Origin of the sequence: Halorubrum vacuolatum (genome assembly GCF_900188065.1) — an archaeon.
GTDB classification, from domain to species: domain Archaea; phylum Halobacteriota; class Halobacteria; order Halobacteriales; family Haloferacaceae; genus Halorubrum; species Halorubrum vacuolatum.
Genome location: NZ_FZNQ01000023.1, coordinates 11,835 through 37,756 on the forward strand (window position 1 = coordinate 11,835; position 25,922 = coordinate 37,756).

General features: G+C 63.8%; 31 protein-coding genes, 1 tRNA gene and 1 pseudogene. 17 read left to right on the forward strand and 16 right to left on the reverse strand.

Annotation, left to right across the window (positions count from 1 at the left end):
• Positions 1 to 61 precede the first annotated feature (61 nt).
• Entirely contained in the window at positions 62 to 712 is a 651-nt protein-coding gene (gene fer / locus CHB65_RS14500; RefSeq protein WP_089385750.1) for a ferredoxin Fer, read from the forward strand.
• A 100-nt stretch (positions 713 to 812) separates the two neighbouring features.
• Entirely contained in the window at positions 813 to 1,115 is a 303-nt protein-coding gene (locus CHB65_RS14505; RefSeq protein ID WP_089385751.1) for a hypothetical protein, read from the forward strand.
• A gap of 57 nt (positions 1,116 to 1,172) precedes the next feature.
• Here the strand turns inward: CHB65_RS14505 and CHB65_RS14510 are convergent, their stop codons facing one another.
• A complete protein-coding gene (locus CHB65_RS14510) occupies positions 1,173 to 1,445 on the reverse strand; it encodes a DUF7111 family protein (protein WP_089385752.1) in 273 nt (90 codons plus the stop codon).
• Between the two features lie 83 nt (positions 1,446 to 1,528).
• Positions 1,529 to 1,921 (reverse strand): hypothetical protein, encoded by a 393-nt coding sequence (locus CHB65_RS14515; RefSeq protein WP_143420443.1) that lies wholly within the window; start codon positions 1,919 to 1,921, stop codon positions 1,529 to 1,531.
• A 110-nt stretch (positions 1,922 to 2,031) separates the two neighbouring features.
• On the opposite strand from CHB65_RS14515, the gene CHB65_RS14520 reads away from it, so the two are divergent.
• A complete protein-coding gene (locus CHB65_RS14520; protein WP_089385754.1) occupies positions 2,032 to 3,849 on the forward strand; it encodes a radical SAM protein in 1,818 nt (605 codons plus the stop codon).
• A complete protein-coding gene (locus CHB65_RS14525) occupies positions 3,849 to 4,709 on the forward strand; it encodes an MBL fold metallo-hydrolase (RefSeq protein ID WP_089385755.1) in 861 nt (286 codons plus the stop codon). Before CHB65_RS14520 ends, CHB65_RS14525 begins: the two co-directional genes overlap by 1 nt.
• Positions 4,710 to 4,787: 78 nt before the next feature.
• Here the strand turns inward: CHB65_RS14525 and CHB65_RS14530 are convergent, their stop codons facing one another.
• From CHB65_RS14530 to CHB65_RS14565, 8 genes are all read right to left on the reverse strand, one after another.
• A complete protein-coding gene (locus CHB65_RS14530; protein WP_089385756.1) occupies positions 4,788 to 5,564 on the reverse strand; it encodes an adenosylcobinamide amidohydrolase in 777 nt (258 codons plus the stop codon).
• Positions 5,561 to 6,568, reverse strand: a complete 1,008-nt coding sequence (locus CHB65_RS14535) for a pyridoxal phosphate-dependent aminotransferase (protein WP_089385757.1) — start codon at positions 6,566 to 6,568, stop codon at positions 5,561 to 5,563. The genes CHB65_RS14530 and CHB65_RS14535 overlap by 4 nt, the downstream gene beginning before the upstream one ends.
• A gap of 107 nt (positions 6,569 to 6,675) precedes the next feature.
• The gene (locus tag CHB65_RS14540) at positions 6,676 to 7,683 is read right to left on the reverse strand and encodes a pyridoxal phosphate-dependent aminotransferase (protein ID WP_089385758.1); all 1,008 of its coding nucleotides are present in this window, start codon (positions 7,681 to 7,683) and stop codon (positions 6,676 to 6,678) included.
• A gap of 56 nt (positions 7,684 to 7,739) precedes the next feature.
• A complete protein-coding gene (locus CHB65_RS14545; protein ID WP_245809994.1) occupies positions 7,740 to 8,465 on the reverse strand; it encodes an NTP transferase domain-containing protein in 726 nt (241 codons plus the stop codon).
• Positions 8,450 to 9,223, reverse strand: coding sequence for an adenosylcobinamide-GDP ribazoletransferase (cobS, locus tag CHB65_RS14550; protein WP_218818961.1), 774 nt, complete (start codon positions 9,221 to 9,223; stop codon positions 8,450 to 8,452). The genes CHB65_RS14545 and cobS overlap by 16 nt, the downstream gene beginning before the upstream one ends.
• 89 nt (positions 9,224 to 9,312) lie before the next feature.
• The gene (locus CHB65_RS14555) at positions 9,313 to 10,269 is read right to left on the reverse strand and encodes a CobD/CbiB family cobalamin biosynthesis protein (RefSeq protein WP_089385760.1); all 957 of its coding nucleotides are present in this window, start codon (positions 10,267 to 10,269) and stop codon (positions 9,313 to 9,315) included.
• Complete coding sequence (locus tag CHB65_RS14560; RefSeq protein WP_089385761.1) at positions 10,266 to 10,886, reverse strand: HAD family hydrolase; 621 nt, start codon at positions 10,884 to 10,886, stop codon at positions 10,266 to 10,268. Before CHB65_RS14560 ends, CHB65_RS14555 begins: the two co-directional genes overlap by 4 nt.
• Positions 10,887 to 10,989: 103 nt before the next feature.
• Positions 10,990 to 11,475: a DUF7321 family protein gene (locus tag CHB65_RS14565; protein WP_089385762.1), complete on the reverse strand. Its 486-nt coding sequence runs from the start codon at positions 11,473 to 11,475 to the stop codon at positions 10,990 to 10,992.
• 125 nt (positions 11,476 to 11,600) lie between these two features.
• Between CHB65_RS14565 and CHB65_RS14570 the strand changes: the two genes are divergently transcribed.
• The 7 genes from CHB65_RS14570 (at position 11,601) to CHB65_RS14600 (ending at position 16,122) form a co-directional block, all read left to right on the forward strand.
• Positions 11,601 to 12,506, forward strand: coding sequence for a DUF7319 domain-containing protein (locus CHB65_RS14570; RefSeq protein ID WP_245809995.1), 906 nt, complete (start codon positions 11,601 to 11,603; stop codon positions 12,504 to 12,506).
• Positions 12,507 to 12,603: 97 nt separating this feature from the next.
• A complete protein-coding gene (locus tag CHB65_RS14575) occupies positions 12,604 to 13,251 on the forward strand; it encodes a halocyanin domain-containing protein (protein ID WP_089385763.1) in 648 nt (215 codons plus the stop codon).
• Complete coding sequence (locus CHB65_RS14580) at positions 13,248 to 13,637, forward strand: DUF7318 family protein (RefSeq protein WP_089385764.1); 390 nt, start codon at positions 13,248 to 13,250, stop codon at positions 13,635 to 13,637. The genes CHB65_RS14575 and CHB65_RS14580 overlap by 4 nt, the downstream gene beginning before the upstream one ends.
• 7 nt (positions 13,638 to 13,644) lie before the next feature.
• Complete coding sequence (locus tag CHB65_RS14585) at positions 13,645 to 14,454, forward strand: cytochrome b (RefSeq protein WP_089385765.1); 810 nt, start codon at positions 13,645 to 13,647, stop codon at positions 14,452 to 14,454.
• A gap of 4 nt (positions 14,455 to 14,458) precedes the next feature.
• Positions 14,459 to 15,286 carry a cytochrome b family protein gene (locus CHB65_RS14590; protein ID WP_089385766.1) on the forward strand — a complete coding sequence of 276 codons (828 nt, stop codon included), beginning with the start codon at positions 14,459 to 14,461 and terminating at the stop codon, positions 15,284 to 15,286.
• A 64-nt stretch (positions 15,287 to 15,350) separates the two neighbouring features.
• Positions 15,351 to 15,845 (forward strand): DUF7315 family membrane protein, encoded by a 495-nt coding sequence (locus CHB65_RS14595; RefSeq protein WP_245809996.1) that lies wholly within the window; start codon positions 15,351 to 15,353, stop codon positions 15,843 to 15,845.
• Positions 15,846 to 15,849: 4 nt separating this feature from the next.
• Positions 15,850 to 16,122, forward strand: a complete 273-nt coding sequence (locus CHB65_RS14600; RefSeq protein ID WP_089385767.1) for a DUF7314 family protein — start codon at positions 15,850 to 15,852, stop codon at positions 16,120 to 16,122.
• Between the two features lie 91 nt (positions 16,123 to 16,213).
• Here CHB65_RS14600 and CHB65_RS14605 read toward each other — a convergent pair whose 3' ends face one another.
• Together CHB65_RS14605 and surE are read right to left on the reverse strand one after the other, a co-directional pair.
• Complete coding sequence (locus CHB65_RS14605; RefSeq protein WP_089385768.1) at positions 16,214 to 16,972, reverse strand: glucose 1-dehydrogenase; 759 nt, start codon at positions 16,970 to 16,972, stop codon at positions 16,214 to 16,216.
• A 130-nt stretch (positions 16,973 to 17,102) separates the two neighbouring features.
• Positions 17,103 to 17,891, reverse strand: coding sequence for a 5'/3'-nucleotidase SurE (gene surE, locus CHB65_RS14610; RefSeq protein WP_089385769.1), 789 nt, complete (start codon positions 17,889 to 17,891; stop codon positions 17,103 to 17,105).
• 110 nt (positions 17,892 to 18,001) lie between these two features.
• Between surE and CHB65_RS14615 the strand changes: the two genes are divergently transcribed.
• Both CHB65_RS14615 and CHB65_RS14620 read left to right on the forward strand, forming a co-directional pair.
• Positions 18,002 to 18,355 (forward strand): DUF5798 family protein, encoded by a 354-nt coding sequence (locus CHB65_RS14615; protein ID WP_089385770.1) that lies wholly within the window; start codon positions 18,002 to 18,004, stop codon positions 18,353 to 18,355.
• A gap of 134 nt (positions 18,356 to 18,489) precedes the next feature.
• Positions 18,490 to 19,470 (forward strand): PLP-dependent cysteine synthase family protein, encoded by a 981-nt coding sequence (locus tag CHB65_RS14620; protein ID WP_089385771.1) that lies wholly within the window; start codon positions 18,490 to 18,492, stop codon positions 19,468 to 19,470.
• 38 nt (positions 19,471 to 19,508) lie between these two features.
• Here the strand turns inward: CHB65_RS14620 and CHB65_RS14625 are convergent, their stop codons facing one another.
• Both CHB65_RS14625 and CHB65_RS14630 read right to left on the reverse strand, forming a co-directional pair.
• Positions 19,509 to 19,931, reverse strand: a complete 423-nt coding sequence (locus tag CHB65_RS14625; protein ID WP_394335419.1) for a CoA-binding protein — start codon at positions 19,929 to 19,931, stop codon at positions 19,509 to 19,511.
• A gap of 43 nt (positions 19,932 to 19,974) precedes the next feature.
• Complete coding sequence (locus CHB65_RS14630; RefSeq protein ID WP_089385773.1) at positions 19,975 to 20,583, reverse strand: RAD55 family ATPase; 609 nt, start codon at positions 20,581 to 20,583, stop codon at positions 19,975 to 19,977.
• A gap of 201 nt (positions 20,584 to 20,784) precedes the next feature.
• On the opposite strand from CHB65_RS14630, the gene CHB65_RS14635 reads away from it, so the two are divergent.
• From CHB65_RS14635 to CHB65_RS14645, 3 genes are all read left to right on the forward strand, one after another.
• A tRNA-Arg gene (locus tag CHB65_RS14635) sits at positions 20,785 to 20,859 on the forward strand.
• Positions 20,860 to 21,305: 446 nt separating this feature from the next.
• Complete coding sequence (locus CHB65_RS14640) at positions 21,306 to 22,721, forward strand: ATP-binding protein (protein ID WP_089385774.1); 1,416 nt, start codon at positions 21,306 to 21,308, stop codon at positions 22,719 to 22,721.
• Positions 22,722 to 22,841: 120 nt separating this feature from the next.
• A complete protein-coding gene (locus CHB65_RS14645) occupies positions 22,842 to 23,606 on the forward strand; it encodes a pirin family protein (RefSeq protein ID WP_089385775.1) in 765 nt (254 codons plus the stop codon).
• A 1-nt stretch (position 23,607) separates the two neighbouring features.
• Here the strand turns inward: CHB65_RS14645 and CHB65_RS14650 are convergent, their stop codons facing one another.
• Complete coding sequence (locus tag CHB65_RS14650; protein WP_089385776.1) at positions 23,608 to 24,237, reverse strand: helix-turn-helix domain-containing protein; 630 nt, start codon at positions 24,235 to 24,237, stop codon at positions 23,608 to 23,610.
• A 104-nt stretch (positions 24,238 to 24,341) separates the two neighbouring features.
• Complete coding sequence (locus tag CHB65_RS14655) at positions 24,342 to 25,661, reverse strand: RNA-guided endonuclease InsQ/TnpB family protein (RefSeq protein ID WP_089385777.1); 1,320 nt, start codon at positions 25,659 to 25,661, stop codon at positions 24,342 to 24,344.
• A gap of 191 nt (positions 25,662 to 25,852) precedes the next feature.
• On the opposite strand from CHB65_RS14655, the pseudogene CHB65_RS17040 reads away from it, so the two are divergent.
• A pseudogene (locus CHB65_RS17040) lies at positions 25,853 to 25,922 on the forward strand (IS6 family transposase); the annotation flags it as partial.

Here is a 25,922-nt window from a genome sequence, read left to right on the forward strand (position 1 = left end):
ATACTCGGGCCGGACGATGTGGGACGCTTATCAACCCGACGCGACTATCTTCGGGTGCCCAATGGTCTCCCCGTTCGACGTGTTGGGGGTCGACGTCGACGCCGATGACGACGAGATCCGTCGCGCCTACCGCGAGCGTATCAAGCAGGTCCATCCGGATCAGGGCGGGAGCCTCGAGGAGTTTCAGCTCGTCCGACGCGCGTACAGTCAACTCACGGAAGACGACCGAAACGGTGACCGGGACGAGGACCTCGCCTCGGTCGACCTCCGGGAAGAGGATGCGGGGATGCGAGCCACCCGCGTCGAGTTCCTCGATTACGAGGTGGTCGACGACTACGGTTGGTCGCTTACGGACCCGGATCTGTTCGAGAAGGCGGCGGAAGCCGACCTCGGGGAGACGGATTACGGCCGGCTGCTCGTCGAGCCGACCGAGACGCTGTTGGAGGCGGCGGAGGGTCGCGGCTTCACCTGGCCGTTCTCCTGTCGAGGCGGGGCGTGTGCGAACTGCGCGGTCTATCTCGCGGCGGGTGAGCTCTCACAGCCGGCGAACACGATCCTCCCCGAGGAACTCGCCGAGCGCGGCTTCCGGCTCTCGTGTAACGGCTATCCCGCCTCGGACCGTCTGCAGATCGTTTTTAATCTGAAAACCCTCCCGGAACTCGATGACCTGATGTTGCCGCCGGGGCCGTTCAGACGCGCGCAGTCGGATTGATCGACCGCGGTACTCTTCGTACGTGTTCGTCCACGGTTTATGCCGTCCGTGAGCGATTCGAAGCGAAACCATTAGGATCGTTACGACCGGACGTCCCGATATGTCCGATGAGATAAACGTCGACGTTGAGGTCGAGGTCGAGGTGGATCCGGACGAACTGGAGATCGACGTCGGGAACAAAAAGGAGGCGACGGCCGAACTCGAGACCGAAGGCCTCGAGATCGAAGTCGAAGTCGAGATCGACATCGAGGAACCGGCGGACGACGGAGGCGAGTCGACAGGCGACGCAGACGAGTCAGCGGCCGACGAAAGCGAGGAGAGCGGCGAAAGCGACGGGAGCGAGGAGAGCGGCGAAAGCGACGAAAGCGAGGGGCGCGACGGCACCGAAACTGGAGACGCCTAACCGATCGCGTTGCAAACGGATCAAGCTTCGCCCTCGTTTTAACGTCGATACCCGCGGCTACATCCCCATATCCGCAGCGTCCTCCGGAACGGGCAGGTCGCCGACGGCGACGCCGAGCAGCTCGGCGGCGTGATCGAGCGCCATGTCGAAGCCGTAGTAGCGCTCCAGTTCGTCGCCGTCCGGGCCCGTTCGAACCTTCAACATCGCGTAGCCGTCGACGTTCTGTGCCACCGTCGCCGCCCGTCCGTCCGTGGAGAAGGTGAGCAGTCGCTCGCCGTCTGCCACCTCATAGCGCGCCGTCACGCCGTCCGCCTCCGTGGTCTCGACCATATCTCCCGTACGTACCGATCGGTGTCGTATCTGTCGGTCAGCGTCGTCGATGCGGCTACCCGATCCGGCTTTTGATGGACGATTCACCACGCGGTACGGAGCTGCTCCGGGACGACGAGGCGCTCCACGAGGGCGACGAGAACGACCCCGGCGAGCGCCCCCACAACGAGGCCATGAAACGACGTCACGAGCGGCAGCTCGAACGCCAACGAGACGCCGATCCAGAGCGGTACGAGAAGCATCGCGACGCCGAAGGCGACCAGCCCAAGTCGGTCACGGGTTGGCACCTCGTATCTGACCCGAACGATCCATCCCACCGGGCCGACGAGAAGGGCGGCGAGGCCGGCGGCGATCGCCATCGTGGTCCACGGGATCGGTTCCGCGGTCGCGACGACGAACACACTTTGGAGGGCGAAAAGGATGACGAGGAGCCACGTCAGTATCCGTCGTCGTCGGTCGGTGAGGACTCGCGACATGTGCGTAACCTTTCGGGCCGGTAACATGTATGGTTCGGTCGGATCCCCGCCGAGCCGATCGGCGACCATCCGCATCCTTTTCACGGCTCGACCGACTACGGCCGGCAACCATGACCGATCCGGCCGAATTGCGGGTGACGATCGTCGACGGCTACGTCGACGAGCCCGCCCACTTCGGGGTGCCGCCGTACCTCTCGACGTATCCGCGCTACACGGCCGGCGCGCTGGTTGACGCGGGCGTCCCCGCCGACCGGATCGTTTACCATACGATCGACGAACTCCGTGAGGACCGATCGAAGCGCGCCGACGTGGCGAACGCCGACCTGCTGATCTACGTCGGCGGCATGACCGTCCCGGGGAAGTACGTCGGCGGGACGCCGGCGGAGCCTGATGAAGTCCGCGAACTCGGCTGGACCGCGGACGGAACCACCCTCCTCGGTGGGCCGGTCCGCTTCGGCGTCGGCGAGGAAAACGCGGGGGCGACCGAGACGGAGCGCGACGACCTCGATTACGACTTCGTCGCGAAAGGCGACGTCGAGGCGGCCGCCCACGACCTCGTCGCGAACGGGCTTGAGGGGTTCGGGGATCGGATGCGCGACGTCCCGGAGGCGGACCGCTGGGCGGCCGCCGGCGCGTTCATCGTCGAACAGCACCCGAACCACCCGGACTACCTCATCTGTGAGCTGGAGACCGCCCGTGGCTGTGCCTACCGCTGCTCGTTCTGCACGGAGCCGTTGTACGGAAACCCGTCGTTCCGTCCGGCCCGATCGGTCGTCGAGGAGGTCGACGCGCTCTCCGATCGCGGGGTACAACACTTCCGGCTCGGCCGACAGGCCGACATCCTCGCGTTCGGCGGCGACGGGGAGGCCCCGAACCCGGACGCGCTGCGGGCGCTCTACGGCGGGATTCGGGAGGTCGCCCCCGACCTCCGGACGCTCCACCTCGACAACATGAATCCGGTGACGATCGTTGACTACCCCGAGGCCTCCCGGGAGGCGATCCGGATCATCGCCGAGCACAACACCCCCGGCGACACCGCCGCGTTCGGGCTCGAATCGGCCGATCCGGTCGTCCGCGAGGAGAACGACCTGCTCGTCTCCGCCGAGGAGTGTCTGGAGGCCGTCCGCGTCGTCAACGAGGAGGGCGGCTGGCGACCGGGGGACGGTCCGGAGACGACCCCCGACGGAACGGGTCGCGTGACCGGCCCGTCCACCGGGCCGGACGCCTCCCTGCGGCTCCCGAAACTCCTCCCCGGTATCAACCTCGTTCACGGGCTCGCGGGCGAGCGCGAGGAGACGTTCGCGCACAACGAGCGGTTCCTCCAGCGCGTCTACGACGAGGGGCTCATGCTCCGGCGGATCAATATCCGGCAGGTGATGGCGTTCGCGGGCACCGAGATGGCGAAGACGGGCGCACGGATCGCCCACGATCACAAACGACTTTTCAAGGAGTACAAGCGCCGCGTCCGCGAGAGCATCGACAATCCGATGCTCAAACGGGTGGTGCCGCCGGGGACGATCCTCCCGGACGTACACCTCGAATATCACCAGGACGGCCGAACGTTCGGCCGCCAGCTCGGAACCTACGCCCTGCTCGTGGCGGTCCCCGGCGAACGCGAACTGGGGGCGACGTTGGACGTCGCGATCACCGACCACGGCTACCGCTCGGTCACGGGCGTCCCCTACCCGCTGGATATCAACGCCGCCTCGATGGCCGAACTGACCGCGATCCCCGGGATCAACCGCGGGACCGCAGGCGACGTGATCGTCGGCCGTCCGTACTCCTCGATCGACGAGGTCGATGTCGGCGTCGCCGACCTCTCACGCTTCGCCGTCGTCGGGGACGATCCGGTGTCGATACCGGGCCGCGACCGTCCCGGGGTGGGACCGGGAGCGCCGGCCGAATCGACGCTCGGGAGCGACGATTGATGGGTCGCCCGGCCGGGGGGCCCGAATCGGCGGTCGTTCGACGGATACCTGTCCCCGTGGAGACGACCGCACCGGGGGGAACGACGAACGCATACGTGATCGACGTGCCGGGTGGCGATGCGGACCGAACCCGCATCCTCGTCGATCCGGGCGCGCGGAGCGACGCCCTCGACGCTGCCGTCCTCGGACTCGATGAATCCTCCGATCCGATGACAGGGGTCGACTCCATCGCCGTCACCCACACCCATCCGGATCACGTCGGGGCGGCCGACGCGTACGCCGAAGCGACCGGTGCGACCGTCCTCGCCCACGCCGACCACGTCGAACGGTTCCGTTCGGCGACCGGCGTCGATCCGGAGGCGACGATAGCGGACGGGGACACCATCGGATCGACGAACGTGGAGGTGCTCGAAACCCCCGGGCACGCCCCGGATGGCCTCTCGTTTCGGGTTCCCGGACGAGAGCAAGCAGGTGGCGATTCGATCCTCATCGGCGATCTCGCGGTCGAAACCGGCAGCGTCGCGGTCGCGGTACCGGACGGCGACCTGCGTGCATACCTCGCGAGCCTTGAGCGCCTCCGCGAAAGCGGCGCTTCTCGACTGTGGCCGGGTCATGGGCCCGTGATCACGGATCCGGCGGCGACGTGTACGAGACTGATCGAGCATCGTCTGGAGCGGGAGCGCCGCATCCTCGATGCGATCGATGCCGGCGCGAGCGACGTGGAGGGGGTGCTCGAGGCGGCCTATCGAAGGGACCTTTCGGGCGTCGAGGGGTTGGCGCGACGGACGGTGCTCGCCCATCTCGGGAAGCTCGTCGCGGACGGCCGGATCGACCGGTCGTGGATCGAGGATGCACGGTAGGTCAGCTGCCGGCCCACACCCGGGGAGGGGGCCGCGTGGAGGGCCCGACGATCACGGTCGGTCGGTGGGACTGAGGGATCAGCCGACCGGGTCGCCGTCGACGGCCGTGACTGCCGCGCGGCGATCGGTGACGACCCCGTGTTCGGCCGCCGCCACCGACTCCGGGATCGGCTCCTCCGCGTACCGTGACCGAAGCGAGGCGAGGACGGCGTCGCGGACGCAGGCCCGCACAGCTGAACCCACGGGGGTCGCGGGACCCGAAAACCGGTCGCCCGTCCCGTTCGTTTCGCACCCGACGACCATCGCATCGCTCGTCGTCCCGGGGAAGCCCGTCGTCGCGATCAGGGTCGTCGCCTTCGCCTCGGCGGCGACGGCGACGAGGTTCGCGAGCGCGCCGGCGGGAAGCGCTCTGGTCGTTCCGATCATGAGGTTGACCGTTCCGGGGGGCGGTCGGGTTTCCTCACCTCCGTCACCGATCCCATCCGCGTCGGCGCGCTTCGGTTCGCCCGTGTGGTCCAGCCAGTCCGTGTCGACCGGGAGGGCAGCCGGGTTCGAGAGCCCGACGGTCGCGACGGCCACGACCGAATCGAGCCTGGCGACACGGGCGTGACGTGTTTCGACGCCGGTCAACAGGATGGGGGCGTCGCGAGCGGGGTCGAATCCGGCGTCCTCGATGCGGCCGGTCGCGTACGCGCGGAGGTCACGCGGCCCTTCCTCGCCCCAGCCCTCCGGGACGGTCACGTTGTACGCGGCGGTCCCGCGGCTGAATCCGCCGTCGAAGCCGGTCGAAAGGAAGCGTGTGTCGGGACCCGAGAGCCGCGTCACCCCGTCGGCGGTCCCCACGACGAAGCTCATACGCCGAGCACGTCGAGCAGCCGTTCGTTTTCGGCCGGCCGACGGATCGCGACGCGAACGTGGTTGTCGAGCCTCGCGAACGTACGGGCATCGCGCAACACGAACCCGCTCGCGCGGGCCGTCTTGAGCACGTCCTCGAGGTCGTCGGATCCGACGTCGAAGAGCAGGAACGGGGCGTCCGACGGATATACCTCCCACCGCGTCGAGAGCCGCTCCGCCATTCGCTCACGCTCGGTCGACACCCGTTCGACGGTTCGTTCGACGAACGCGTCCTGTTTCAGACAGTACGCGCCGACGGCGACGGCCGGCGTCGAGACGCCCCAGGTGAGCCGTGCCGCATCCAGCCGTCGTCGCAGGTCCCCGGTGGCGACGAGGAACCCCGCGCGGAGGCCGGGGAGCCCGAACATCTTGGTGAGCGACCGGAGGACGACCACGTTCGGCTCGCCGGCCATCGAGGGAAACGGCGTAAAATCGAGAAACGCCTCATCGAGGACGAGGGTCGTGTCGGCGTCGCGGCAGCGGGCCACGAACGAGTACAGCTCGTGCGTCCCCACCGCCTCGCCGGTCGGGTTGTTCGGCGTACAGATGATGACGAGGTCGTGTGCTTCGGGCTCGACATCGAGGAGCTCGTCGTGGGCAACGCCGACTGGCGTCGCCCCCTGCAGACGAACCTCCCGAACGTACTCGCCGAAGGACGGCTCGGGGACGACGATGGAGTCCCCGGGAGTCAGCAGGACGGAGAGCGCGAGCCGCAGGCCCGCCATGGCGCCGGCCGTGGGGATCGTCTCCGCCGGCTCACAGCCGACGTAGTCGGCCGCGGCCGTACGGAACTCGCCGTAATCGTCCGCTGGATATCGGCGGGCGGCAGCGAGCGCGGCGTCGTAGACCGGGGTTATCCCGGACGGCGTCTCCGGATTCGTGTTTGCGCTGAAGTCGATCACGTGGGGATCTTGTGTCCCGCCGTGCAGCACGCGATCGACTGTATCCAGCGCGTTCGAGTCCATTACCTGTCTAAAACGTTAGCCAATCTACTAAAATGCTCCCACGCCGACACGGTCGGTTCGCGTGCCTGCTCGCCAGACGACTTGATCCTGCTCGTCGACGGGGACGTTTACAGCGTGAGCGCCTCAAGCAGGCGTTCGTTCTCGCGTGGCCGCCGAACCGCAACGCGCAGATGATTATCGAGGCGTGTGAACTTTCGCGCGTCGCGGAGCGCGAAGCGTTGCTCGCGTGCCATGTCGAGCACGTCGTCGGGGTCGTCCGTACCGACGTCGAACAACAGGAACGGTGCGTCCGACGGATAGACGGTCCATCGCTCGGCGAGTCGATCGGCCATCCGTAAACGCTCGGCTTCGACACGCTTCCGCGTTCGTTCGACGAACTCCTCCCGGCCGAGACAGTAGGTCCCGACGTCGACGGCGGGCGTCGAGACGGCCCAGGAGACACGTGCGACGTCGAGTCGGTCGTAGGTCTTGCCGGACGCGACGAGATACCCCGCACGGAGGCCGGGAAGCCCGAACATCTTGGTGAGCGATCGGACGACGACGATCCCCGGCTCGCCCGCGACGGAGGGGCGCCTGGTGAAACCGAGGAACGTCTCGTCGACGAACAGCGTCGTCCCCGCGTCTCGACAACGGGCGGCGAACGAGCGCAGATCGTCCGTTTCGACCGTCTCGCCGGTCGGATTGTTCGGATTACAGACGACGACGAGGTCGTGTGATTCGGGATCGACCTCCAGCACCTCGTCGTGAGCGACGCCGACGGGCGTCGCACCCTGCAGCCGTATCTCCCTGGCGTACTCGCCGGCGGTTGGCTCCGGCACGATCGCGGAATCCCCCGGATCGAGCACGACGGAGAACGCGAGCCGCATCCCCGCCACGACGCCGGCGGTCGGGATCACCTGCGTCGGCTCACAGCCGACGTACTCGGCGGCCGCCGCCCGGAACTCGCCGTGATCGTCCGGCGGATAGCGTCGCGACGCCGCCAGCGCTGCGTCGTAGACCGGGGTGATACCCGACGGCCGCTCCGGATTCGTGTTCGTGCTGAAGTCGACGACGTGCGGATCGATAGTGCCACCGTGTCGCACGCGCTCGACCGCATCCAGCGCGTTCGAATCCATTCACGCTAGAACACATTGGGCAAACTACTAAAAGACTCCCACGTGAAGACGTGTGGTCACTCCTCCGCAGCCAGACGTCGGGCAACCGCCAGATCGGTCGGTCGATTGACGTTGACCGCCAGCGAGAGGCGGTCCCGAACGATCACCCGGTCCGACCCATCAGCGACGACGTTGAGGCCCGTCGGCGCGACGGGACGTCCTTCGTGTCCGGTGACCGTGTCGATGCTCACCCCAAGTGCCCGTTTCGTCCCGACCGGGACACAGACCGCCACGGACGGCACCGACGAAGATCGATCGATCGGTTCGGCGGTCGCCGCTCCGATCACCTCGTCGATGTCCGACCCGCGAAGCAGGGGGAGGTCGGCGGCGACCGTCACAGCGGGTCCGTCGACCGTCGAAAGACCGTCACTGAGGTCCTCGACGTATCCGTTCCCGTCGCCTGGACGGACAACCAGCTCGACGGACGACGGGTCGACCACGTCCGATGCGTCGTCACGGGCCACGACGCGACCCTTCCGTCCCTCCGCTCGCTCACGGAGATGCCGCGTCGTCGCCGGCGTCATCGGCGAGGGAATGGCGACGACACGGTCCAGACGACTCGTCGCGAGCGCGGCGAGCACCCGATCGACGAGCGGTACGCCACCCACCTCCACGAGCGGTTTCTCCACGTCGCCGCCGAGCCGGCTCCCGCGGCCACCACAGAGCAGGATCGCCTCCGATATCGCTCCGCCACCGTCATCCTCTCTCCGGGTGCCGCGCTCGTCGCTTAGACGATCGCCCACACGACCACCCCCGCGTGGAGCGCGACGGCTCGACCGAGTTCGTTCGTGGCCCCGATCACGTCGCCGCTCACGCCGCCGAGCCAGGGCCGGACACGAACGAGGAGGACGAGCGCGACGAGGGGACCGGTCAGCAGCGCGGCGAGCAACGCCGGAAACGCGCCGGCGGGTGCCGCGAGGAGGACGGGTGCGGAGAGCAGCCCCACCGGCAGCAACGAGAGCGGTCCGACCGCCGAGGTCAGCGTCGAGCCGAGGCCGTCGTGTGCCGGCGACCCGAGACAGACGATGGTCGCCATGCCGGCCTTCGCGCCGACTTCGGCCGCGAGGACGATCCGGAACGCGACCGTTCCCGTCCCGTCGCCGGCACCGCCGCCGCCGACGAAGCCGGTTCCGAGCGCGAGCGCCCCCAACACGGTGACGATAAGCGTCACGCCGAGCGCGAGTGCCCCGCCGACGCCGAGCGTGGTGTCTTTTAACACCTCGCGCCGACGCTCCGGGTCGTGCGCCGCGACGGCATCCCCGAGGTCGGCCAGCCCGTCGGCATGGGTCACGCCGCCGAGGAGGTAGATCGCGACGAGATAGAGCGCCGCGGCCGTCCAGAGCGACGGCGCGAGAAACGCGAGCCCCGCGACCGCCCCGATGAGCGCGCCGACGACCGGAAACGTCCACGGCGCGCGTGCGAACGCCCGCCAGTCGTGGACGCTCCCGCCGGGGATCGGGATCCGGGTCAGAAACGTCACGGCCCCGCGGAGCGCGTGGATCGGATTGTGACCCGTCGGGCGTGTCGAGGGAACCGAGGACGGATCTCCCGCTCGATCGGTATCGACGTCGGCGTTAGCGTCGCCGTCGATCACGTGAGGATCACCACCACTGACGCGACGCCTGCGACCCCGACCCATGCCGCACGCGAGACCAACCGGACGCCGGCCATGGCCGCCCCCGGGGTGGGTAACGGGTGCTCCGGGAAGAGCGTGTACGCACCCGGCTTTTCGAGGCGCATCCGACCGGCGGACGCGACGGTCGCCATCGGCCACCCCGAGTTCGGCGACGACGGTTCCCTCGCCGACGCACCCGCGCGTCCGATCACGGCGGCGGCGGCCCGCGGGCCGCTCACGAGGGCGATCGTTCCCGCTGCGACCCGTGCCGGGATCCACATGGCGACGTCGTCGGCCCGCGCCGGCGCCCATCCCGTCCGCCGGTCGTGGTAGCCGAGCATCGAATCGAGCGTATTGATCCCCTTCATCAGGCCCGCCCCCGCGACGCCTGCCGCGAGCGCGACGTGTGTCGAGACGGCGAGGGCCCCGGCAACGATGACGCCGACGGCGAACGCGAGATATGGCGCGAGCAGGCCGTCGGCGAGGTTCTCCGCGGCGCTCTCGACGGCCGCGGACCGGATCTGTTCCGGACACAACGCGGTGGGGTCCCGTCCGGCGAGCGAGCGGAGTCGATGACGTGCCGCGGCCGGATCGTCGACGGACAACGAGACGACCGCCGTCGCCTCCGCGATCAGCATCCGGTGGCTGGAACAGACGAACAGGGCGACGCCCGCGAGAACGGCCGTGAATCCCCACGGGATCGGCGCGATCGCGCCGATGACGGCCACCGGCAGCGCGAGGGCCAACGCGAAGGCGACGGGGAGGGTGAGCGTGAGGAAGATTCCCGACATACGCGAGTCGGGGAGACGCGTATCGAGGGCGGCGACGACCCGTCCGAGCCACGCGACGGGGTGGACACGAGCCGGCGGTTCCGCCAGCGTTCGGTCGAGCGCGGCGGCGAGCGCGACCGCGCCCCCCGCCGCGAGGCTCACGGTTCGGCCTCCAGTTCGCCCGCGAGCGCCGACAGCGGCGTCTCCGTCACGTCGACGAACCGACCGCCGACCTCGACGACTCCGCCGTCGGTCGTCGGGTCGTCGCCGACGTGAATGAGCGCCGCCGGCTCGACGCCGAGGGCCTCCGCGACGGCCTCGAACGCCTTCGGGTGTGGCTTTCGCCAGCCGCAGCCGACGCTGGTGACGACGGCGTCGAACTCGCCGCGAAGCCCGGCGCGGATAAGCGTCCGCGAGACGAGTTCGGGGACCGCACAGTTCGAGAGCAACCCCACCGGTCCACGTTCCGCCGCCGTCCGGACGGCCTCCAGAGCCCCCTTACGCCGCGTTACATCGGGATCGAACGCGGCGACGACGGCGTGTCGCGCGACGTTCTCCGTCGCCTCGACGCCGCGTGAGGAGAGCGCTTGAGCGACGTGTGCCGGCAACGGCACCTCCGCGCCGGCGGGCGCGTCGACGTGGACCTCGCCGTAGGCGACGTGCCAATCGTCGGGGACGTCCACGCCGCGCGACTCCAGCTCCCGGGCGACGACTTCCGCCGGATCATTCGGATAGTCGACGTCGACGAGCGTGCCGAACAGATCGAAACTGACTGCCACGATGGATAGCTATAGGGATAAACCGGGGTTGAACCTGTCGGTCGTTGCGATCGGCGTCGCCAGCGACGACGCGAGGGCCCCGGCGTCCACGCCGGAGCGGACGTCAGACCAGCGCCGGCACGAGGTGCAGCGTATAAAACCGGTAGAGTCCGGTTATCCACGCGCAGATCCAGAGGATCATGAACCCTGCGACGCCGATCCGCAGCCGTTTGCGCCAATGATCCATGTCCTCGTGGAGGTCGCTGATGTCGGCGTCCGGGTTGTGATAGACGTCGGCGTTACGTTTCGCCTGAAAGATACGAACGATCCCCGTGAACGCGAAGACGAGGAGCGCGTACGCCTGCAGCCCGAAGAAGGCGTGAATGACGGCATCGCCCGTCATCTGGCCGAGGACACGCGGGAGCATCCACGTCACCAGCGGAACCGTCGTGAGCGTCAAGCCGACGCCGATGTATTTGAGATGGTGGATCAGGACGTCCCACGTGACCACCTCCGCGTCGATCATGATCCACGCGCCGTAAAGGAGGAACGGGAGGCTTGCGGTCACGGACAGCCCCGCCACCGCCGCGATGACCGACTCGTCGACCATACGGACGGTTATGCCCGCAGTGCGTAAAGCCCCGCGATCCGGTCACGGGGACGGCAATCACCGCGGGATTTATAAACCGAACGCGGACGAAAACCGTTAGCCCCCGGGGGACGTAGGGGCGCACGATGGACGACTCCTCGACGCGGTCGAGCCCGGACGGCGCCGAGCGACGGGACGGGAACGACGCGGGCGACAACGTGGCGGATGAACACGACGAGAGCGACGACGTGGCGGATGCACACGACGCGGGCGACGGGGTGGCGGATAAAAACGACGCGGGCGACGACGTGGCGGACGGGACGACCGGCGTGAACGCGGACATCGACGAGCTTCGGCAGCGGGTCGAGACGGAGTACGACTTCGAGGACTTCGGCCCTGACGACATGGCCCGCATGAGCGCCGAGGAGTGGGACGTCGCCTTCGACCCCGAGACGTGGATCGTCGGCGACGAGCTGCTCGACCGCGCCGAGGACGAGCTGAAGTCCCGGATCGCCCGCCGCGAGGTGTTCGGTATCCTCGAACGGGTCGAAGAGGACGGCGTAGAGCAGCTGCTGGTCTACTCCGATGAGGGCTATGCGATCATCACCCCGGACGGCGAGGTGACCGGCCGCGGGACGGTGATGCGTGACGTCGAGCCGGTCGTCGCGCTCGCCGCCATGGAGGAGTACGAAGTCCCCGAACCGCCGGACGACTGGTCGCTGCCGGACCCGGAGACGGTGCCGCAGGGCTCCGGGGAATTTGGCAACCTGATGATCCAGATCGTCGCGGCGTTGCAGGTGATCGCCGGGGTCGCGCTTCTCGGCGCGTGGATCGTCCTCGACGTGGACACGATCGTCGCACCCGCCGTGGGGATCCTTTTTCTGTTGATCGGCGTCTTCCTCTTCGCGATGGTCGCGAACGCGCGCCTGTCGGATCGGTTCCGCGCGGAGGAGTATCGCGGACGGCTTCGCGCGCTCCGCGAGGCGGAGGAACGGCCCGAGTTCGTCCCCCTCGATTCGCCCGCCAAATCCGACGAGAACGACGATCGCTGAAACGGCCGTTTTCGGCATCCTCAGGGGCCCTTGAGTGTCCCCAATGACCGCCGATAGTCGGTGGGTTTAAGCGCGACCCGTCCTGAGAGAGTCGTGTATGAAACGGCGGGAATTCGTGCGAACGGCCGGCGGTGCCACCGCCGCGGTCGCCGCCACGACCGCAGCAACCGGCACGGTCGCGGCCGAGGACCGCCCGGACTTCGAAGGCTATCTCGACGGCATCGACGGGGGCTTTGCGGACCTCCGGGGACAGGACGAAGTCGAGGTGGTCGTCGGTGCCGAGGGGAACGGCGGGAACCTCGCCTTCGAACCGGCCGGGATCTGGATAGACGAGGGAACGACCGTGGTCTGGGAGTGGACCGGAGAGGGCGGTGCCCACAACGTCGTCACCGACGAGGAGAACACCGACTTCGAGAACACTCACGACCTCGAGAGCGACACGGTCGACGAGGAGGGGTTCATCTACGAGTCGACCCTCGAGGAGCCCGGACGAACCGGCTACGTCTGCACGCCACACCGCGGCGTCAATATGTTCGGCGCGATCGCCGTCGGCGACGACGTTCCGGTCATCGAGGAGGGCCCGGATGACGGCTGGCCGGAGGACGTCGGCCAGTGGGGCGTTCCCCTTCACGCCCACTGGGTCGGCATCGCGACGATGTTCGGGATCGTGTTGACCTTCGTCTTCACGTTCTACATGCTGAAATACGGGGAGTCCGCCCACACCGGACACGGAGGGAGCCGATGAGTTCGAGCGGATCCTCCTATGGGGACATTCACCGGTACGAGCCGGCCCGCGAGAGCACGACCGCCGCCATCGCCATCGTCCTCCTCACGGTGATCGAGGTCGTCTTCGTCTTCTTATTCGTCTACGGGCTGATGTTCGGCTGGGCGTCGACGGAGTTCGGCAACATGTACATGGGCGCGCTGCTCGCGCTCATCTTCATCGATCTCGGCTTCATCCTGCTTTTGTACCGCAAGGAGTTCCTTCCCGACGTCATGATCGTCAAGAAGCGCCGCCGGAAGTGGGAGGACCTCTACGTGCGTGAAGATCAGAAGGACGGCGTGGAACTCGATGCCGGAAACGCCTGGGACACGGTGAAGCGCGCGATCTACCCCTACTACAAGCGGTGACACCACAATGAGCCTCAAAAAACAAGACGAGATGGACCACAACGCGTGGCTCAAAAGCCAGGACCTGACGGTCATCGAGACCGCGTTCCTCACCACGCTCATCTGGTTGGACAAACGCCTCCGCATCGTCGACTATCTGGAGCTGTTGGAGACGATGTACTACCGGGCGAACCTCCAGATGCCGAAAAGCCACACCGAACAGTACGACCTGGACAACAAGTTCTGGTACTGGTACCCGCTGTACTCGCTGGGCTCGTTATCGATCCTCGCGTACCTCGTCGCCGCCGTTTCGGGTGCCCTGCTCGGGTTCTACTACTCGCCCTCGACGGCCGGCGCGGTCGCACAGGGTGACCCGACGGCCGCCTACGACTCCGTCATCGAGATCATGCAGGACGTCCAGTTCGGGTTCATGCTCCGGTCGATCCACCGCTGGTCCGCCCAGTTCATGGTCGCGGCGGTGTTCCTGCACATGCTGCGGGTCTACTTCACCGGCTCCTACAAGGAGCCCCGTGAGGTCAATTGGATCCTCGGCATCGTGCTCATCGGGCTGACGCTTCTGTTCGGGTTCACCGGCTACGTGCTCCCGTGGAAGCAGCTCTCCTTCTGGGCCGCACAGATCGGCGTCGAGATGGCGCTTGCGACCCCCTTAGTGGGCGAGTGGGCGGCACAACTCCTGTTCGGTGGATTCACCCTCGGACAGGCGACGCTTGTGAGAATGTACATCCTGCACGTGTTCATCCTGCCGTTCGTGGTCACGGCGCTCATCGCGCTCCACGTCGGCATCGTCTGGGTGCAGGGCATCGCGGAGCCACACTGATACCATGACCGACGACACCCACACGCCGACCGACTCGTCCGGGACCGCAACCGAATACCGGGCGATGACCGACGGTGGCACCGACGATCAAGCGCGCACCGACGGCGGCCCGCCGGCGACCGTCCCGCCGGACGACGAGACGCCCACCTGGACCGAGCGTAAGGAGCGACGCCAAGGGCTCTCACAGCTCACCTACCAGTACTTCGAGCGCTCCCGCCGCGAGGACGAGGACCTTCGTGCCGCCTCGACGTACGTCGAACGCGACGTCCTCGGCTTCCCGACGTGGCCCCACGAGACGATCCGCAACCTCGCGATCTCGAGTTTCTTCGTCGGGATCATGCTGCTCGTCTCCGCGCTGTTACCGCCACACTTCGGTGAGCCGGCGAACCCCGGCGTGACGCCGGCGATCATCCTGCCCGACTGGTATCTCTACTGGTCGTTCGGACTGTTGCACCTCGACCCGATCAACCCCGAAATCGCCGTCCTCGGTGGCGATAAGGTGATGTCCGACGAGCTGTACGGTCTCGTCGCCCACGGCGTCATCTTCGGCATCATCGGACTCGTTCCCTTCCTGAACAAGGGATCGGCACGACGGCCGGTCGAGGAGCCCTTCTGGGCCGCCCTCGGCGTCGCTGGCGTGATCTTCTCGGTCACGCTCGGCGTGCTCGCCATTCAGAACCTCGTGCCCATCGGGCTCGACCTCCTGTTGAACCTCGTCTTCCTGCTGCCGGTCCTCGGCGGGATCGTCACGTACGCCGTCCTCAAGACGATGCGTGAGGGCTACATGTACGACCTCAACCGCCGGTACTACATGCTTCGGCCGCCGAAGTAAGCGACGACCGCCCACTCGTCTCCCCGCCTCCCGCCGTTTGCTCCATACGACCCACCGATTCCGCATGACCGATACGAACGCTACCGACTCACGGGACGATTTTCAGGCGGTCGATGAGACCGGCGACCCGATCGCGAAGGACGACCCGGAGGACCCACGCAACGAGCCGATCGGCCCGCGGGTCGGTCCCGACGGTCGCGAGATCGTCGTGCCGCTCCGGATTTATAAGGTGGTGACCGTCTTCTCGACGCTGGCGGCGATCGTCACCTACTTCATCGGCTTCACGCTCATCGACGCGGCGACGCTGCAGATCAGCTTCATCCGCAGCGTGATCCTCGTCGTCCTCGACACCGTCGGGCTCGCGCCCGCCGAGGACGTGTTGACCGCGATCCTCGTGATCTTCGGTGTCCTCTCTATCCTGCTCGGGACGGCCATCTACGTGCTCGGGACCCGGTTCCGCGCACAGGGGATGGGCAGGAAACGGTCCAAAGACGACGAGGGGGACGCTCGGACGGACTCGGGCGAAGGAAAGGCTCAAGAGGGCTCCGGCGAAGAATAAGCCAATGGCAGACGAGTTCATGAAGGGCCTCGCCCTCTTTTGTCTCGGGGGATTCGGATGGCTCACGTTCGCGGGGTGGTACCGCACGCCGAGCTTCTACGACATCAGCCAGCTTTTCGCCGACCCGCGCGCTGCAGAGAGCGTGTACGATGAGATCGGGATCCTCGCCGGCGACGTGTTCTTCTGGCTCATGATCATCGGTGCGGTTACCTTCTGGGTGCTCGTACCGGCGACACGGGAGATCCGCTCCTCGCTCGCCGAGGATACGGCGAACTGATCGACCGCTGCTCCTGTTCCCTCGCGTTCTCCCCTTTTTATCCGGTAGCAACCCGCATCCACATGTGGTCCCTTTTCGGACGTGTCCCCGGTCAGAGCGCCATAAATCCGCCATCGACCTGAAAGATCCCGCCCGTCGCGAACGACGCTTCCTCCGAAAGCAGCCACGCCACCGCGTCGGCGATCTCCTCCGGCTGGCCGATACGACCGATCGGATGCATCCCGATGAACTGCTCGAATGCCTCGGGGCTCTTTTCGCGGAATCGACGTGAGACGCCCGTCTCGACGGTTCCCGGACAGATCGCGTTCACGCGCACGTCCGCGTCGGCGTACTCGACGGCTGCGGTCCGTGTGAGGCCGATTATCCCGTGTTTGGAGGCGACGTACGGGGCCGATCCGGCACCGGTCTGACCGGAGATCGAGGAGGTGTTGACGACCGCTCCACCGCCGTTTTCGATCAACTGTGGGAGTTCGTGTTTGAGACAGAGCCAGATCCCTTTTAAGTTGGTATCGATGACCCGATCCCAGTTGTCGACGCTCTGCTCAGCGGTCGGGGTCGTGTCGCCTTCGATCCCCGCGTTGTTGAACGCGAGCTCGAGCGGACCGAACGTCTCGACGGTCTCCGTGACCATCGACTCGACGGCGGCCTCATCGCTGACATCGGTCTCGATGAAGCGTGCGGATCCGCCGCTTGCACGGATCTCCTCGGCGACGGCTTCCCCACCATCGACATCCATGTCGACGATCGCCACATCGGCCCCCTCGTCCGCGAGACGACGGGCGGTCGCACGACCGATTCCGGATGCTCCGCCCGTCACTATCGCGGTCCGTCCATCCATCTCGTAGGCCATGGCGGATGGAGGGCGATCAGAAACATAATATTACTGAATGGAGGGATAACTTATGGTTTTCTGTGTCTGTGAATACCGGACGGAACAGCCTCGCCGACGGTACGGAGAGTCGAGGAGCAAGCCTCGCCGTTCACGCGTCCGGTTCGTACTCCGCAAGCAGCGTTTCGAGTGTCCCGTTCGGTTCGCTTGGTGGAGTGATAGAAAGCGGCGAAACCGATACTTCACCGTCGAGGACCGCCCGTCGGTCAACGCCAACCGGGTCAGGCACCTCGCCGTCGAACATCCGACCCCAGATCCGGTCATGGAGTTCGATACGGTCGCCGTCCCGTTCCGCGCCGAGGTCGTAGATCGGCGAGGGGTCCGTGATCCGCATCGGCGCGCGTCGGTCAGATTCGGCGGGCGGACCGTTGACGTTGAGGTAATCGACCGTCTCGAATACGCCGGCCGTCGTCGCTCGTTCGATGAGGAACTCGACAGCGTCGGTAACGTGGGCGAACTCCGCGTGGGAAAGTTCGCGTTTCCACCAGTCTTCATCGCCGGGAATATAAAGTGACGCGGCGATGGCGGGCACACCGAAGAACGCCGCCTCGACCGCGGCGGAGACGGTTCCTGAACGGCCGAGCGTGTACGCCCCGAGGTTGGCACCTTTGTTGCAGCCGGAAACGACCACGTCGACCTCCGGGACGAGCGTTCCGAGCCCCGCAACGACACAGTCCGCCGGCGTCCCCTCGATCGCGTAGCCGAGTTCATGTTCCGCGATGTCGACCGTCCCGGAGAGCACCCGTCCGACAGCGGAGCGGTCCTCGACGGGTGCGACCGTCGTCACCTCGTAGTTCTCCGAGAGTCGCTCATAGAGGGCGTGCAACCCGACGGCGTCGATGCCGTCATCGTTCGTCAACAGGATCCGCTCGACGCTCATAACGGGATTCAGGTGAGGGGCGATATAAAGTCCTCGTCGGCCGAACCGAACGGTTCATGCGCGTACTGTCGAACGGAACACACAGGTATCCGGAGCGAGAACGGCGTCGCATGGGATTCGGAGACACGGCAAAGCGGATCCAGACGCTCGCTGACAAGGCGGAACAGACCTATCAGAAGCTCAACGAACTCCGCGATGAAGTACAGCACACCCAGACGACCGTGACGGACACCGCCGAACGTGTCGGCCGGCTCGAAAACGAGCTGGCCGAACAGCGTGCCATCCTGAACGCGATCGCCGAGGAAGTCGGCGTCGACTTGGAGGCGACGAGCGCCGAGGCGCACATCTCCGAGGCCGAACATATCGAGGCCGAACATGTCGAGGCCGAACATATCGAGGCCGCGTCGGATGACGACACCGCCGATGCGACCGCCGACGGCGCCGACGAGGCGGAGACGTCTTGAGCAGACTACGGGCTTCGACACCACCGAGACCCACAACCGCGGAAGTAGATGCCTAAGGACCAGTACTGGAGTAACGCGGTTCCCGGATACTACAGAACGGATGACAGATCAAGAAACCCGTACACAACTCACCCATGACCACCCATCGTGAACCGCTCTCCTCGGTGCTTGAGACCATCGGACGGACGCCGCTCGTCCGCGTTCATGACTCGTCGGCGTCAGTCCCCGTCTACGCGAAGCTTGAGTCGTTCAATCCCGGTGCGAGCATCAAAGACCGGATCGGCAAATACATGCTCGAACGCATGCTTGAGCAGGGCGATCTCGCTCCTGGGGGGACCGTGATCGAGCCGACGGCCGGTAACACCGGCATCGGGATCGCGGTCGCCGCTGGACAACTCGACTTACAGGCGGTTTTCGTCGTCCCCGAACGCTTTTCGATCGAGAAACAACAGCTGATGCGCGCGCTCGGCGCCGACGTGATCAACACGCCGACGGAGGACGGGATGGGCTATGCCATCGAGCGCGCGCACGAGTTGGCGGCCGAACTCGATAACGCGGCCGTTCCCCAGCAGTTCTCGAACCCGCTCAACGCCGAGGCACACTACGAGACCACCGCACCCGAGGTCGACGAAGCGCTCGACGGTGAGGTCGGCGCCGTCGTCGCCGGCTGTGGAACCGCGGGGACGCTCATGGGGATGGCCCGGTATTTCCGTGAACGCGACCCGGATACCCATGTCGTCGCCGTGGAACCCGAGGGGTCCGCCTACCGGGAATTCCTCGGCGAGGACGTCGAGCACGCCTCCTACAAAACGGAGGGGATCGGCACGCACGACATCCAGACGAACGAGCTGTTCGATCCCGATCTCGTCGATGACGTCTTCGCGATCGCTGATCGGGACGTCCACGAGGAGATGGCTCGATTGGCAGCCGAGGAGGGGCAGCTCGTCGCCTCCTCTGCGGCCGCAAATAGCCTCGCCGCGAAGCGTGTCGCCGAGGCCGTTGCGTCCGGCGAGATCGACGCCCCACACGATGCGGTCGTGACCGTCTTTGCCGACTCATCGGAGCGATACCTCTCGAAGGGCGTCTATCGGTCCTTCGAGGAATGGACCGGATAGCGTCGCCGCTCACGGCACCCCTGCGTCGTATCCGGAACTCATCCCTGCAGCCGCCGATGTTCCACCTTGAGACAGCGGTCCTGCACGACCGCGAGCCCGTTCGCGCGCGCCTCGGCCACCGCCTCATCGTGTCGAATGCCGAGCTGGAGCCAAACACGTTCCGCGTCGCCGCGGTCTGCGTGTCGTGCCTGCACTGACGTGAGCACCTCGGGAATCTCCGCGCTCGGCCGAAAGACCTCAACGAGATCGATCGTCGCGTCGACCGCACCGACCGTCTCGTATGTCGGCTCGCCGAGTATCTCGTCGGCGAAGGGATTGACCGGGATCACCCGATATCCTTGCCGCTGCAGATACGCTGGCACGTCATGTGCCGGCTTTCCGGGCGTACTCGAACAGCCGATCACGGCGAGCGTGTCGCTTTCCAAGAACGCCTCGAGTTCGCCGTCGGATAGCATGGTTATCCCTAAAGACGCGGTCCGTGTAGTAATAATTCCGTGCCGTTCTTCACTCGGCCACGCGGATCCGTGGTTCGCCCTCCTCCGAGAGCACGACGACGCCATCGAAGAGCTGTTTGAGGGTGTTCATCGTCTGGTCGTCGTGTGCCGTCGAGTCGATCGAAAAGAGTCCGAGGCCGTCGACGCTCTGGAGACGACCGGTGAAGACGTGCAGAAAGCGGAACACCGTCTGGAGGTCCGAGTACATCAGCAACGTCGACAGGGAGTGGACCATGATCCGGTTTCGCTCGATCCCCCGGTCACGATAGAACGCCTGGAGGAACTCCGAGAGTTTGATCCCGATACCTGTCATGTCGACCGGCGAGGAGGCGTACTTGATCCGGTCGTCGTCACGGACGTCACCGACGGCCTGCTGTCGCGTCACACAGTCGACGACGGCGACTGGTTTGCCTTCATAAGGGGTGCGTGTTGCGTAGTCTTTCAACACCCGATCGGCGCCGTCTTTCGTCGTCACGATGATCGCCCCGTCACCGACTTCGGTCCCGTCGGCGAGTACGTCCATCGCGAGCTTCCGCTTTCCGGTCAACGGGGGCCCCATAATGAGCAGATTCGTCCCGGGAGCGACCTCCGTCTCGAGGTGCGGGGCGAGGTCATACATAGGCGTGCCTCGACAGGGGGTCGATCGACCGCGACTCCCCGTTCGATGCGGGGGTCATCCTACCGGGAGCCATCAACTACATGTAAGATATCCGCTCCGGATAATATTCTTTTTGATCACGTCCCTTGAGCGTGAAAATCTCCCGACGTGTGGTGGATTCGAATCGCGAGACTTAAATCGACGAGCGTGAACTTGCCGATAGGGCGCTTAGCTCAGTCTGGATAGAGTGCTTGGCTTCGGACCAAGTTGTCGGGGGTTCAAATCCTCCAGCGCTCATCATTCTGCGTGACGGGCAACATTTGGCAGACGGCAGTACAACGCTTATAAAGGACCCCCTTTTCGGCCGATCTGATTTCGTCACGCTGCGTGATGGGGGTCGCCGGTGTCATGCGATTCGCTTACATTTGAATGATGGCGGGGACGAAATAATACTGTGCCCCACGGCGTAAGTGGTAGTGCCCATGCGGGATGGCTACTCCCGCGCACGTGACTAACAGATCAACTTGTCGAATCCAACTGGTATACAAGAGTGGACGATTGATGAGTCACGGATTCTGTGTGAGAATCTGTTGATTATGACTTGGAAGTAACTCGGCTTTGAGGACACGCTTGCTCGTCTCGCTGATCTTGCTCTGTCTGTTGGATATCCTATTATAGTTCAAACTATTATAGCTGAAGCACTAACTCAAAGAAGATATGTACCTGCCACTAGATGGAGGGGTATGGAACAGTTCGTGAACCGTCTCGACGAACTTGATCGGTTGCAGACCTTCTATGAAAGTGACGTTGCCGAGCTGGCAGTCATTTACGGACGTCGCCAGATCGGCAAGACTGCACTCGTTCGTCAATCCATTAGCAACCGCGATGACGCCGTCTATTATCAGGCTGTTCAGGGGACACCTACGACACAGCTTAGACGATTCGTCGAGGCTGCAGCGACGGTCTATCCAGATATTACCACAGTCAAAGAGGAATGGGAACTACTGTTGAGATATCTCACAGACAAGGACGCCATTATCATCATTGACGAATTCCCGTATCTCATTGAATCGAACGACGGGCTTCCGTCCATCATTCAGCATCTATGGGATACTGCTGTTGAGGAGAGTCAAGCGACGCTCGTCCTCACCGGCTCCGCAATCGGCATGATCCATACCCACGTGCTCGAAGGCGGGGCACCACTGTACGGTCGCGTATCCCAGAGACCGAACGGTCGTATTGAACTCAGTCACCTACCGTTTCACTCTATCCAAGAGTTTGTCCCGACATACGATCCTGAGGACCGAGTACTCGTCTATGGGATCTTCGGCGGCACACCTCGATACCTCAGCCCCCTTGATCCCTCACAAGACCTTGGAGAAAACATCACACGACTGCTGTGCGATCCGGAAGGTTCTCTCCACAACGAACCTGAGACGGTTCTCCAGATGGAACTCAACGAAGTACACCGATATTTCTCCGTGCTGGAGTCGATGGCGAGTGGAAACCGTCGCCGGAACGAAATCGCGCAGGGAGCCGGCATCGAGAGTACCAATACGTCCTACTACTTCGACCGGTTAGAAACCCTCCAAATCATCGAAAAACACCATCCCGCGCTCGCCGATCCAGCACGCAGCAAGCGGACTCGATACCACATTCGAGACCCTGTGTTCCGATTCTATTTCCGATATCTCTACGGCCGGGGCGGTCAGTATGAACTCTACGGTGAGAACGTCTATACAGATCTTATCGAGCCAGAGATAGCTGACTTCGTCAGTGAAACGTTTGAGTCACTCTGTCACCAAGCTGTACCGGAGCTGTACACTGATTATCAACTCACACAGATGCCAAGCCAGTGGTGGTATAAGGGCCGGGAGATTGACGTCGTCGCGCCGACGGACGGTTCCACGCTCATCGCTGGCGAGGTGAAATTCACCAACTCTCCACTTGGCTATGATGTACTTGCTGATCTCGAAGACGACGTGACGCATATCGACTGGACACCATCAACTGGTGGTGAGCCGACGTACGAATTTGCTCTCTTCAGTCGCTCAGGATTCAAGCGCTCCATTGAGGAAGCCGCAACTGACCGTGACAATCTTCGCCTTTTTGATCTCGAAGATATTGTGTCTGTACTGGAGAATAGAATCCAGCCATGACTTTCTGTCCACGCTGAGTATGAGTGTCTCCCTCTAAGCCGGCGTAATGAGGTGTAAATCACACACAGTCACGAGGCGCCACGCAGAACCCATTTAGCGGCTGAGCGACTATACTGAATAATGGACAAATCATCTTCGACGCAGACACTGTCTTTCATTCATACAGCGCCGCGAACGGATATCTCGCAGAATCAAGGAAAGTTCCGAATCCACTTCAATTTTCCCGGGCGTGCGGTTCCCAACCACGACGATCACGGCTACGGCCCGCTCGCGACCGTCGTCGAGTCGTTCATGGATCCGGGGACGCTTATCCGGATGCATCAACACCGCAACGAGGAGATCATCTCGTGGGTTCCCGATGGCGTAATGCGTCACGATGACCGGCAGGGTAACAATCTCATCACTGATCCCGAGCACCTAATGGTGATGAACGCCGGGAGCGGCTTCTGGCACTCAGAGGAAACGCTCGCTGATGACCCACCGCTGCGAATGCTCCAGATTTTCGTTCGCCCCCACAGTCTCGGTCTTGAGCCGGGGATCCAGCACGAACCGATCCCCGACCCAATTGCTGGTGACTGGCGGCATCTCTTTGGCCCCGAAGGAACCGACGCCCCGCTGTTCGTCCGTAACGACGTCGACTTCTACGACTGCCAACTCGCAGTCGGCGACACGGTCACGATCCCGTCCCGGGCTGGGTGGCATACCTACCTCTACGTCTTCGACGGAGCCGTCGATATTGGCGATACATCCGTCGGATACACCGAGGGTGCGCTCGTTGCTGACGACAACGATGTGATCGTCACTGCGACCGAAGATTCGATGCTAGTCGCGTTCAATATGAACCCTGAGGCCCCGGTTACACGCCAAGGCACTATCGGCCGCTGAATCACTGGGGAAGACTAAGAAATGATTTGATAAGTTGTGCCTCACCTCGTCGAAGAATCGTGCTTGCTGTCGATTTGTCGACGGCGAGCTCGTCAGCTAGTTCTGCGAGGGTAGAATCACGCGGGACATTGAAATAGCCCATTCGTACAGCTGTTTCGATGACCTCTCTCTGGCGCTCTGTGAGCAGGTTTTCAGCATCTGTGGTTTTAACGAGCGAGAGCAATTCGTACGCCGTCGGAGAGGAGTCCAGAGCGTCCTGTAGATCCGCTAGTTCGTCACGTGTCCCCGTCAGATTGAATTCATACCAGCCATTTTGTACGTCGACAGGAAACTCTATCCGCTTTACGGAGTCCTCAACGAAATCATACAACGCGATATCCGTCGTTTCGTACTTGGCGAGTGCTCTCCTGTCATTCGACTCCAACAGTTCGTACTCCGTTATTGTCGGTTGGTTTTGCATTGCTTCGACGACTTCGTTCGGAGTATCGGTAACGACTTCACCCAGTTCCAGCGCTCTATCTCCGATCCTATATCCCGAGAGAAGTCTGAACGTCGCTCGTGGGAAGTTCTGAGATACCTTTGTTACCCAGATACCTTCCGGGAGTCTGATCCGAAGTCGTGCGCTAATCATCTGGCTCCTATGGGATGTTCACGTTGGCCATCCATATATTATTGACATCCTCCTCCGTCTTAAGACGGAGGAATCCCACGGTACCGCACCGCTGGATTGGGATATTACGGTTTGCAGTCTACCACTTGTTCCTGCGGTTGGAATCCGCTGGACAAGTCATACAGGTAAACTCCGGGCTGTGCCAACCAGCCGGTACTCCTATCTCCACCTAAATCGGGTGCAGACTCGGAGTTACTTTGATTTATCTCGAGCCGAATGTTCTCCGCCCCGTTCACGTCAGCGTTGAACGCCGCATCACACTCTTCACAGACGTACAAGCCGCGTTCGACACGCTGGCTCTCGTCTTCTCTACCGCACACACAACACCTTTTGCTCGTGTCCCGCTCAGATACTTCTACGACTTCGATCCCCTCGACTTTCGCTTTGTATTTGAGGACGTTCGAGAACCTGTCAAACGCCCATCCGTGCAGATCGAGATTGCCGTGTTTGCCCCAGTTTTTCGAGTCCCCGCTTTCCTCCTCACGGACACCCGCGAGCTTCCCGATGTGTATTCGTCCAACCTCCTGTTCAACACACCGTTCTACGATGTGTTTCGCCAAGGAATGGAAAAAGTGGGTTCGACGCTCCGACCACTTATGATGCAAAAGAGTGGCCCGCTCACCACCCGGATCGTCGCACTTGGCGATTTCTTTCGGGAAGTAGTATCCGTCCTGTTTCAGGCGATTTCCGGGGTACAGGTCGGCTTCCTCGGTGCTGTACGCGACCGCCGCGAAATTACAGATGCCGAGGTCAATGCCAGCCGTCTTATTGCCGGGAGCGGTGGGTGTCTCAATTTCGTCTTTACAGACGAGGTGCAGTCCCCATCGTCGCTTTGCCTTGTCGTAGACTGCTCTGACCTGTTGGAGGTTCTCGACTGTTACGCCGGGTCGCGTCTCGTATTCGACGAGGATGTATTCCCACGCTTTCGGGTGTTCCTTGTGATTCGCACCCTTCGAGAGGCGAACCCGGTTGTTTTTCGAGTCGTGTTTGATGCCGTTTTGCTTCCACGTTATCGTCGAACGCGGGTGTTCTTCGTGGACGCGGCGCCCCTCGTCGTCGTAGTAGTTTTTCTTGCGGTAGCCGGGCGGATTCGCTCGATCATCAGATTTCCTCTTTTTGTACCACGAGTTGAAGGCTTCAGCGAGTTCCTCCAGAACGCGCTGACTGGACTGCGAGTGCAGCCCTTTGTAGTTGGTGTGACCTTTCAACTCGTCTTTGAGGTCGCCGTGGCCGGGGATCTCGCCCGTCTCCTCCCACACTTGGCGGGAGTGGTAGTTAGCGACGTTCCAGAGCTTGCTGGCCGACCATCCGTGCCGGTCGAGCGATTCCGCTACCTGACCGTGGTTGAGGATTTTCGCTCGGTGGGTGCGATGGACTTCCAGCATTCTGAACGCCTGTATAAGCACTTATACTCACTTTTTTGTAAAGGTTCGGTTTAAGAACGGTGGAATATCCGGCCTCGCTATCGAGGGTGGATGGCGTAGGAATTGTTGGATTCATCCTGACCCTAAAGGGTCAGGGGCACTGTCTAGTTAAGCCAGTTTAAGAAGTGAGCAGTTCGTGGTTTGAGTTGTCTATGCTGTCACCAGAACTGCTCAGAGAGACGTTGGATACCGCAGATCTTGAATGTTGGGAGCGAGAGCGGA

Excerpts from the sequence above, each read along its gene's own strand:
- CHB65_RS14540 (WP_089385758.1), bottom strand. The coding sequence starts at position 7,683 with ATGGATTCGAACGCGCTGGATGCGGTCGAGCGCGTGCGACACGGTGGC.
- CHB65_RS14640 (WP_089385774.1), top strand. The coding sequence starts at position 21,306 with ATGGAACAGTTCGTGAACCGTCTCGACGAACTTGATCGGTTGCAGACC.
- CHB65_RS14585 (WP_089385765.1), top strand. The coding sequence starts at position 13,645 with ATGAGCCTCAAAAAACAAGACGAGATGGACCACAACGCGTGGCTCAAA.
- CHB65_RS14620 (WP_089385771.1), top strand. The coding sequence starts at position 18,490 with ATGACCACCCATCGTGAACCGCTCTCCTCGGTGCTTGAGACCATCGGA.
- surE (WP_089385769.1), bottom strand. The coding sequence starts at position 17,891 with ATGAGCGTCGAGCGGATCCTGTTGACGAACGATGACGGCATCGACGCC.
- CHB65_RS14605 (WP_089385768.1), bottom strand. The coding sequence starts at position 16,972 with ATGGCCTACGAGATGGATGGACGGACCGCGATAGTGACGGGCGGAGCA.
- CHB65_RS14525 (WP_089385755.1), top strand. The coding sequence starts at position 3,849 with ATGGGTCGCCCGGCCGGGGGGCCCGAATCGGCGGTCGTTCGACGGATA.
- CHB65_RS14510 (WP_089385752.1), bottom strand. The coding sequence starts at position 1,445 with ATGGTCGAGACCACGGAGGCGGACGGCGTGACGGCGCGCTATGAGGTG.
- CHB65_RS14630 (WP_089385773.1), bottom strand. The coding sequence starts at position 20,583 with ATGTATGACCTCGCCCCGCACCTCGAGACGGAGGTCGCTCCCGGGACG.
- CHB65_RS14600 (WP_089385767.1), top strand. The coding sequence starts at position 15,850 with ATGGCAGACGAGTTCATGAAGGGCCTCGCCCTCTTTTGTCTCGGGGGA.
- CHB65_RS14570 (WP_245809995.1), top strand. The coding sequence starts at position 11,601 with ATGGACGACTCCTCGACGCGGTCGAGCCCGGACGGCGCCGAGCGACGG.
- CHB65_RS14615 (WP_089385770.1), top strand. The coding sequence starts at position 18,002 with ATGGGATTCGGAGACACGGCAAAGCGGATCCAGACGCTCGCTGACAAG.
- CHB65_RS14590 (WP_089385766.1), top strand. The coding sequence starts at position 14,459 with ATGACCGACGACACCCACACGCCGACCGACTCGTCCGGGACCGCAACC.
- CHB65_RS14595 (WP_245809996.1), top strand. The coding sequence starts at position 15,351 with ATGACCGATACGAACGCTACCGACTCACGGGACGATTTTCAGGCGGTC.
- CHB65_RS14645 (WP_089385775.1), top strand. The coding sequence starts at position 22,842 with ATGGACAAATCATCTTCGACGCAGACACTGTCTTTCATTCATACAGCG.
- CHB65_RS14520 (WP_089385754.1), top strand. The coding sequence starts at position 2,032 with ATGACCGATCCGGCCGAATTGCGGGTGACGATCGTCGACGGCTACGTC.
- CHB65_RS14655 (WP_089385777.1), bottom strand. The coding sequence starts at position 25,661 with ATGCTGGAAGTCCATCGCACCCACCGAGCGAAAATCCTCAACCACGGT.
- fer (WP_089385750.1), top strand. The coding sequence starts at position 62 with ATGGTCTCCCCGTTCGACGTGTTGGGGGTCGACGTCGACGCCGATGAC.
- CHB65_RS14515 (WP_143420443.1), bottom strand. The coding sequence starts at position 1,921 with ATGTCGCGAGTCCTCACCGACCGACGACGACGGATACTGACGTGGCTC.
- CHB65_RS14505 (WP_089385751.1), top strand. The coding sequence starts at position 813 with ATGTCCGATGAGATAAACGTCGACGTTGAGGTCGAGGTCGAGGTGGAT.
- CHB65_RS14575 (WP_089385763.1), top strand. The coding sequence starts at position 12,604 with ATGAAACGGCGGGAATTCGTGCGAACGGCCGGCGGTGCCACCGCCGCG.
- CHB65_RS14650 (WP_089385776.1), bottom strand. The coding sequence starts at position 24,237 with ATGATTAGCGCACGACTTCGGATCAGACTCCCGGAAGGTATCTGGGTA.
- CHB65_RS14530 (WP_089385756.1), bottom strand. The coding sequence starts at position 5,564 with ATGAGCTTCGTCGTGGGGACCGCCGACGGGGTGACGCGGCTCTCGGGT.
- CHB65_RS14580 (WP_089385764.1), top strand. The coding sequence starts at position 13,248 with ATGAGTTCGAGCGGATCCTCCTATGGGGACATTCACCGGTACGAGCCG.
- CHB65_RS14565 (WP_089385762.1), bottom strand. The coding sequence starts at position 11,475 with ATGGTCGACGAGTCGGTCATCGCGGCGGTGGCGGGGCTGTCCGTGACC.
- CHB65_RS14535 (WP_089385757.1), bottom strand. The coding sequence starts at position 6,568 with ATGGACTCGAACGCGCTGGATACAGTCGATCGCGTGCTGCACGGCGGG.